Source organism: Thermoflexus sp., assembly GCF_025055495.1.
Lineage (GTDB): Bacteria > Chloroflexota > Anaerolineae > Thermoflexales > Thermoflexaceae > Thermoflexus.
On the sequence record NZ_JANWXB010000181.1, the window covers coordinates 1 to 7,447 of the forward strand.

The following is a 7,447-nucleotide window of genomic DNA, read 5'->3' on the forward strand; positions in this document are numbered from 1 at the left end:
GGTCGCCTACGCCAAGAAGCTGACGAAGTTCGATGCGACGGGTGCGATGGAGGTCGCTGGTCTGCACTACACCAACAACGATCAGCTCTACACCTACTTCCTGTCGGGCATCCTGGAGCAGGGCGGGACCTATTTCGCCGAGGACGGCCGCCACTTCAAGTTCAACACCCCGGAGGCCGTTGCGGTGATCCGCAAGATGGTGGAGATGGCCCAGAAGGATAAGGTGGTGGACCCAGTCACCTACAACGCGGAGAGCAACTGGGTGGGTGCCGCCTTCGCCCAGAAGCTGACGGCCATCGCCGTGCTGGGCTCGTGGTTCGCCGGGGAGGCCCGCATCACCTATCCTGACCTCAAGTTTGACTACGTTCGACTGCCACCCTTCATGGGCCCGCAGTATAAGTTCACCTCGGTCTCCGGCTGGGGGATCGTGGTGACCAAATACACCAAGCATCCGGATATCGCCTGGAAGCTGGCGGCGGCCCTGTCAGCGGATCCGGAGAACGCGCTCCACTTCAACATCACAACGGGCACCATTCCTGCCCTCAAACAGGTGGCCAATGACCCGCGTCTGCACCAGGCCCATCCCTTCATGAAAGACCTGCTGGAGTTGTTGCCCTACGGGGTCTTCCAGGGCGACGTGACTGACCCTCACCAGCTGGAGTTTGACATTGTCTATCCGAACATCATCCAGGCGATCCAGGGGATGATCTCGCCGGAAGAGGCAGCGCAACGGATCCACGAGGAAGCCAACGCGATGGTGGACAGCGCCGGGAAGTAGGGAGATCGGGGGAAACGCGCGATAAAGGGGCCGGCCGCCGCTAGAACGGCGGCCGGCAAAGGAGGAACCGTGGATGACGGCGGCAGCCATCAAGCGCACGTTGCTGGAATGGATTGGCACCCATGATGGGGGGAAGCTCACAGCCCCGCAGCGCCGTTTCGCCTATCTTGGTCTAGCGCCGATCCTGGCCTGGGCCTTCGTCTTCGTGCTCTTCCCGATCTTCTGGGTGGTGCTCATGAGCTTGTTCTCCTACACGCCCACCCGCCAGGGGGGCTGGTTCCTGGGCCTGGGAGGCGACAACCCCTACGTCGGCCTGGGGAACTACATCGAGCTCTTCACAGGGAACACCAAGTCGGCCCGTATCTTCCGCCAGGCCATCTGGAACACCATCCTGTTCTCCCTGCTGGCCGTCCCGCTTTCCGTAGGTGTCGCCCTCCCAATGGCCATAATCCTGGAGAGCGTCCACCAGCGGGTGAAGGTGATCTTCCGCTTCATCTACTTCCTGCCGGTGGTCACTGGCAGCGTGGCGGTGACCATCATCTGGTCGTATGTATATGCGCCCAACTGGGGCCTGCTCAGCCAGATCATAAAAACGATCGGCCTGACGCCGCCGCGCTCTTGGCTCTCTGACCCCAGCCAGGTCTACTTCGGCATCCCCCTGGCGATGATTGCGGTGACCATCGTCTATGTGTGGGTTACCTTCGGCTATAACACCTTGTTCTTCATCGCCGCCCTTCAGGGCATCCCTTCCGTTTTCCGTGAGGCGGCACGGATCGATGGGGCCAATCCCTGGCAGGAGTTCTGGCACATTGTGATCCCCCTGCTCCGCCGCACCATCCTGCTGGCCTCGGTGCTGACGGTGATCTCCTCCATGCAGCAGTTCGTGCTCTTCTGGCTGCTCACCCGTGGGGGGCCGGCCTACCAGACCCAGACCATCCTGCTCAGCGTGTATCAGAACGCTTTTGCCTACGCCGAGAACATGGGGATGGCCGCCGCGATGTCCATGTTTCTCTTCATCATCCTGCTCATCCTGACCATCATCCAGTTCCGCCTATTGCGAGCGGAGTGGGAGTTTTGAGACAAGACCTTCAGTTCAGTAAGGGAGGCGACATGGCGGGAGAGGCGATCGCGATACCTGCGGCGGTTCCGGCGCGGCGCAAACTGAGCCTCTGGCGGGTGCTGTCCCAGAGCATGGCCTATGTGGTGCTGATAGCTGGTTTCACTTTCACGCTGTTGCCCTTCGTCTATGTCTTCCTTTCATCATTTAAGACCAACGCCGAACTGCGACGTGTGCCGCCCACCTTCATCCCGGAGAGCCCCACGCTGGAGAACTACGTCACTGTGATCTCCGACCGGCAGCTGGCGCTCCACCGGATCTTCTACAACAGCGGGATCGTCGCCCTCTCCCGAACTGTCCTGACCTTGCTTATCAGCTCCTTCGCCGGCTATATTTTTGCCCGCTACCGTTTCACCGGCCGGAACCTGTTCTTCGGGATGATCCTGGCCCAGCTGATGATCCCCTTCCAGGTGGTGATGATCCCCCTGTATCTGCTGACCGTGAAGATGGGGCTGATCGATACGCTCTGGGCCCTGATTATCCCCCTCTTGATCGACGCGTATGGGATCTTTGTGGCCAAGCAGTTCGTGGAGAACTTCCCCAGCGAAATCCTGGAGGCTGCCCGGCTGGACGGAGCCTCGGAGTTCGGCATCTACTGGCGCATCATTATGCCGCAGTTGGGACCGGCCCTGGCCTCCCTGGGCATTCTGACCTTCATGGCCTCGTGGAACGATTACCTCTGGCCACTGATCGTCATCACCTCGCCGGAGAAGCGCACCATCCCGCTGGCGCTGGTCTGGTATTCCACCCAGCATGGGGCCAACCAGGGCTTGGTGCTGGCTGCAGCGATGTTGACGCTGCTGCCCATCTTCATCGTCTACTTTATCGCCCAGCGCTGGATCGTGGAGCAGGCCAGCCAGAGTGCCTTTAAGTAACGGGCCTCGCGCGGTGGTCACCGGTCTCCTTTCTCCCTTTCTCTCTCAGCGGCCCTTTGGGGCATAGGCGAGGGGACAACCTTCAGGGCGACGCAGAGAGCCGAAAGCTCTCCACCGTTCCCGAAAGCTCTGAACGAGGAGAAGAGCGGACAAAGCAGTGGAGTATTTCGGAGCTGGGTCCATCGTTTGACGCTGTGAGTTTGCGTTCACCGATCAAACCCAAAGGGAGGTGAGCGATGAAGGCCAAGGGCATGTTCACAACTGCGGTCGTATTCGTCATCGCGCTGGCGGCCAGCGCCTGTGCGGCCCCCGCGCCCACGCCGACTCCCGTGCCGCCGACGCCCACGCCGGCTCCCACCCTCACCCCTCCCCCTACGCCGACCCCAACGCCGGCGCCAACGCCCACGCCTGCCGTAACCCCCACCAAAGCCCCGTTGACCTCGGGGGAGATCCGGGACCTCAAATTCGAGGTTGTCGACGGCGTTCTCCAGATCTCCTTCGCCTTCAGCGGAGAGCCCTCTGACTATAATGCTTTCCACGTTTTTGTCGATGCTGACCAGTCGCCGAAAACCGGTTACCACATCAGCGGCGCTGGCGCCGACTTTCTCATGGAAAACGCCGGACTGTTCTCATACAAGGGCGGGGGATCGGACTGGAATTGGGAGCCGGTCTCTGCTTCGGATATGGCCTTCGAGGTGGGCAAAAACACTGTCCTCTGGAAGGTGAAGCTGGCTGATCTGAAGCTAGACAAGGCGAAGGCCGCTGACTTCGTCGCCCAGCTGGTCAACATCAACTGGGATGCCGTGGCCACCACCCAGAAGGTGACTAAGGAACTCAAGCGCTGAGGGCAAGCCGTTCCCTCGGAGGATCGATCAATGAGGCGCATCGCGATCGTCGTTTGGGCCCTCATCGTTCTGCTTGCCACAGCGTGTCGGAGCGCTGCGACGCCAGCCGGGCCGGGGACTGAAATCCCCGGCCCGGCGGCAACAGTTGCCTCGGGGACCACAACCCAAGCGGAGCTGCAGACTCTCACCTATCGGCCCCTCGAGGGCGATGTTGTCAACCCCGAGCGGGGTTTCCGCCACTCTATGGATCGCCTGGATCCCAACACCGACTATTCTGTCTATCGAACGCTTGGCTCTTCGCTGATCTTCTCCTACGTGCGCCTGGACGACTATCGCACCCGCGAACTGCCGCCGGAGTTGCTGGAGGAGCTGGATGCTGCCCTGGGGGCCCTGCGACGGGGCGGCGTCAAGGTCGTCCTGCGCTTCTCCTACAACTTCGGACCCTACCCCAAATCCGAGCCGGATGCCCCGCTGGACTGGATCCTGCGTCACATCCAGCAACTGAAGCCGGTCCTGCAGAAGAACGCCGACGTCATCGCCTGGCTGCACGCGGGCTTCATCGGCGCGTGGGGAGAGTGGCACACCTCCACCCACGGCCTGGACCGCGATATGAACGCCAAGCGGGCGATCCTGGAGGCCCTGGCCGATGCCCTACCCTCGGATCGCTTCATCCTGCTCCGCTATCCGCCCGACCTGATGACCCTCTTTCCTCAGCCGCTCACGGCAGAGCAGGCCTTCAGCGGCTCCCTCCAAGCCCGCCTGGGTTTCCACAACGATTGTTTCCTCTCCTCGGACACCGATATAGGCACCTATCCCGGCGGGGAGTTCAGCCGCGAGAAGGCGATCGCCTATCTTTCCCAGATCACCCAGTTCACCCCGGCCGACGGGGAGACCTGCCAGGTCTACCCGAAGCTCCAGGCTTGTGCAACGGCCATCCAGGAGATGGAGACGCTGCACTGGACCGGATTGAATATTAGCTATCACAAGCAGGTCATCCGGAACTGGCAGCGGGAGGGATGCTTCGAGGAGATCCAGAAGCGGCTGGGATATCGCCTGGTGATGGAGGAGGCGACGTTCCCGGCACAAGTGCGGCGCGGCGGCGATTTCCCCATCGCGTGGAAGCTGCGCAACGAGGGGTTTGCTGCTCCGCTGAATCCACGTCCCCTGTTCCTGGTTCTCGCTGGGCCGGTAGTGCACACCGCGCGACTGGAGGGGGTGGACCCGCGCCGCTGGCTGCCGGGCCGCTGGGAGGTTTCTACTTCTGTGAAGCTGCCCGGTGACCTGCCGGAGGGGGAGTATCGGGTGGCCCTCTGGCTGCCCGACGGCTACGAAAGCTTGCGCAACGACCCGCGCTACAGCATTCGCTTCGCCAACGAGGGGACGTGGGAGGAGTCCACTGGCTGGAACGTCCTGGGCACCGTCCGCGTTCGGCCCTAAGGCCTCTCCGCTTGCTGAGCGAAGAGGTCAATCCAGGGGCAGGGGCTTGGCTTGGGAGAACCGCGGCCGGCGGCCCAGGCTGTCCCCTCAGCGAGGCGGTGCGCCCCGCGCCTGAAAAGGGGTCCGCGCGGCTGTGCGCGATCGGTCGGAGAGGCCTATGCGACCGGCCGAAAGCGCCCCAGGTGGCGCAATGCCCCTCATCCGGGGGTGGGGGATGCAAGGCCCTCTGGCGTCAAGAGATCGCGAAGTCGGGGTGAGCGATCTGCAGTGCCCACCGAGGCCTTCGGGGCCGGCACTGGCATAGCGGTTTGGCCGATCTCCTAGCTGGCCACCGGCGCGGGCTCCGGGTAGGCTGTCAGAGGAGGTGGGAAGCCCGTGAGGTCTTTATGTCCTTCGAGGGGCCGGGAGGAAGCCGGTGACGAGAAGCTGGACGCTTGCGCTTGTGCTGGCCGGGGCGCTCGCGGCTATGGGCCCGCTCGGGTGGATGGAACCTCGCCCGGCCCGGGGGGCTGGGACGCCCGTCTTGCGGGTCGCTGTTCCCGCCTACTGGGATCCGGAACCCGGGGCCGAGTGGCCGGGGCTGGAGTGGCGCCGCCTGCTCAACGGGACGCCCCTCGTCGGGATGGTCGTCATCAACCCCGACAACGGGCCGGGCAGCAGCCCGGATCCTGCCTACTCCCACCTGGTGCAGGCTGCTCGGATAAAAGGGATCAGGGTGCTTGGATACGTATACACGCAATATGGGACGCGCCCTTTGTCATCGGTCCAACTGGACATCAGCCGCCACTACAGCTGGCACGCTGTGGACGGCATCTTCCTCGACGAGGCCAGCACGGACTGCGCCCGCGAGGCCTTTTATTACCGGCCGCTCTACAACTGGATTAAGACAACGTATGGGCCGACGCAGGTGGTGGCCCTGAACCCCGGAACTCAAACAAACGAATGCTACGTTTTGGCCAGTGATGTCCTGTTGACTTTCGAGGAGGCGTGCGTCCAGGATGCATCGGCGAACGACTGCAGCAATTATCGGAGCTGGGCACTGGCGGGCTGGGAGACCAACTATCCGCCCGATCGGTTCTGGCATCTGGTGTATGACGTCCCGGCGGCCTATCTGGCGAATGTGCTGGCCAAGGCCCGCTCAAGCCACGTTCGGTGGGTGTATGTCACCTCGGACGGAGGGCCGAACCCATGGGATACCCTGCCGACCTACTGGGAGCTGGAGCTGACGCTGCTGGGCCTCCGGCGGGCGTTTCTGCCCCTAATCCACCGCGGCCCGTAGGGGTCGGGCCGCGGGCGCCAACGGCGCGTGCGCTCTCGGTCGGCAAGCTCCGTGGCCTGCAACAGTGCGCGGATCCGAAAGGGGTTTTCGTCCTCCTGGCGCTGGACCACCGACGGAACCTGCGCCGGCTCCACCCGATGTTCGCATCGGAAGCCGAGCTGGTCCGCTTCAAGGTGGAGGTCACACGGGAGCTGGCCCCGTCTGCTACCGGTGTCCTGCTGGACCCAGAGTATGGAGCGGCCCAGGCGGTCGCCGCGGGGGCACTCCCCGGCGACCGCGGGCTGGTGGTCGCCCTAGAGGCCACGGGATATAGCGCGGAGGCAATGTCGGGGCGCCCTCAGTTGCTGGAGGGCTGGAGTGTGGAGAAGGCTAAGCGGATGGGCGCCCAGATGGCTAAGCTCCTTGTCCGCTACCATCCAGAGGCCCCGGGGGCGGGCGAAGTAGAGGCCTTGGTTGCTCAGGTGGCGGCGGAGTGCGTCCGCTTCGATCTGGCGTTAATGATTGAGCCCCTCGTTGCGTCGGGAGCACTCTTCCCTGCGGAGAAGAATCGGGCCGCGGTGGAAGCCGCCCGGCGTCTGTCGGCGATCCCCGGCGTAGACCTGCTGAAGATGGAGTTCCCGGCGTCGCCGGAGGCGACGGACGAGGAAGCAGCGGCCGTCTGCGCTGAGCTCAGCGCGGCCAGCCGCGTCCCGTGGGTGCTGCTGTCGGCGGCGGTGGACTTTGAAACCTACCAGCGTCAGGTGGAGATCGCATGCCGGGCTGGGGCCAGTGGGGTTGCTGTCGGACGGGCGGTCTGGCAGGAGGCAGCGCAGCTCTCCGGCCCAGCACGGCTTGAATTCCTGCGGACAGCGGCGCGCGAGCGATTGGAGCGCCTGCGGGCGGTCGTCCGGGCCCTTGCCCGGCCGTTTACGGATTTCTACACCGCCGAGGCACCGCTCGGCTGGTATCGCGCTTATTCAACATACCCCAATCCCAACGAGGAGGCCTAGGATGATGCGACGAGGAATTCCGACACCGGTGGCTCTCTGGCTGTTCGTGGCTCTTGCGCTGGGAGCCTGCGCGCCGGTTGCAACGCCGACGGCCACTCCGGCTCCCACCCCGACCCCGGCGCCCAGC

7 protein-coding genes are annotated in these 7,447 nt (G+C 63.8%); all 7 read left to right on the forward strand.

All coding sequences use genetic code 11. From position 1 onward, the window contains the following. Nucleotides 1-778 (forward strand): extracellular solute-binding protein (locus tag NZM16_RS06250; protein WP_295479359.1); only part of this gene is annotated, 778 nt, incomplete at its 5' end. A 73-nt stretch (nucleotides 779-851) separates the two neighbouring features. After that, the gene (locus NZM16_RS06255; RefSeq protein WP_295450177.1) at nucleotides 852-1,856 is read left to right on the forward strand and encodes a carbohydrate ABC transporter permease; all 1,005 of its coding nucleotides are present in this window, start codon (nucleotides 852-854) and stop codon (nucleotides 1,854-1,856) included. Between the two features lie 32 nt (nucleotides 1,857-1,888). Continuing rightward, complete coding sequence (locus NZM16_RS06260; RefSeq protein WP_295450174.1) at nucleotides 1,889-2,770, forward strand: carbohydrate ABC transporter permease; 882 nt, start codon at nucleotides 1,889-1,891, stop codon at nucleotides 2,768-2,770. A gap of 236 nt (nucleotides 2,771-3,006) precedes the next feature. Continuing rightward, a complete protein-coding gene (locus NZM16_RS06265; RefSeq protein WP_295450172.1) occupies nucleotides 3,007-3,615 on the forward strand; it encodes a hypothetical protein in 609 nt (202 codons plus the stop codon). 30 nt (nucleotides 3,616-3,645) lie between these two features. After that, nucleotides 3,646-5,052, forward strand: coding sequence for a DUF4832 domain-containing protein (locus NZM16_RS06270; protein WP_295450169.1), 1,407 nt, complete (start codon nucleotides 3,646-3,648; stop codon nucleotides 5,050-5,052). 415 nt (nucleotides 5,053-5,467) lie between these two features. Then, the gene (locus NZM16_RS06275) at nucleotides 5,468-6,331 is read left to right on the forward strand and encodes a spherulation-specific family 4 protein (RefSeq protein WP_295450167.1); all 864 of its coding nucleotides are present in this window, start codon (nucleotides 5,468-5,470) and stop codon (nucleotides 6,329-6,331) included. Continuing rightward, complete coding sequence (locus tag NZM16_RS06280) at nucleotides 6,241-7,320, forward strand: tagatose 1,6-diphosphate aldolase (RefSeq protein ID WP_295450164.1); 1,080 nt, start codon at nucleotides 6,241-6,243, stop codon at nucleotides 7,318-7,320. Before NZM16_RS06275 ends, NZM16_RS06280 begins: the two co-directional genes overlap by 91 nt. The last annotated feature ends 127 nt before the right edge of the window (nucleotides 7,321-7,447 follow it).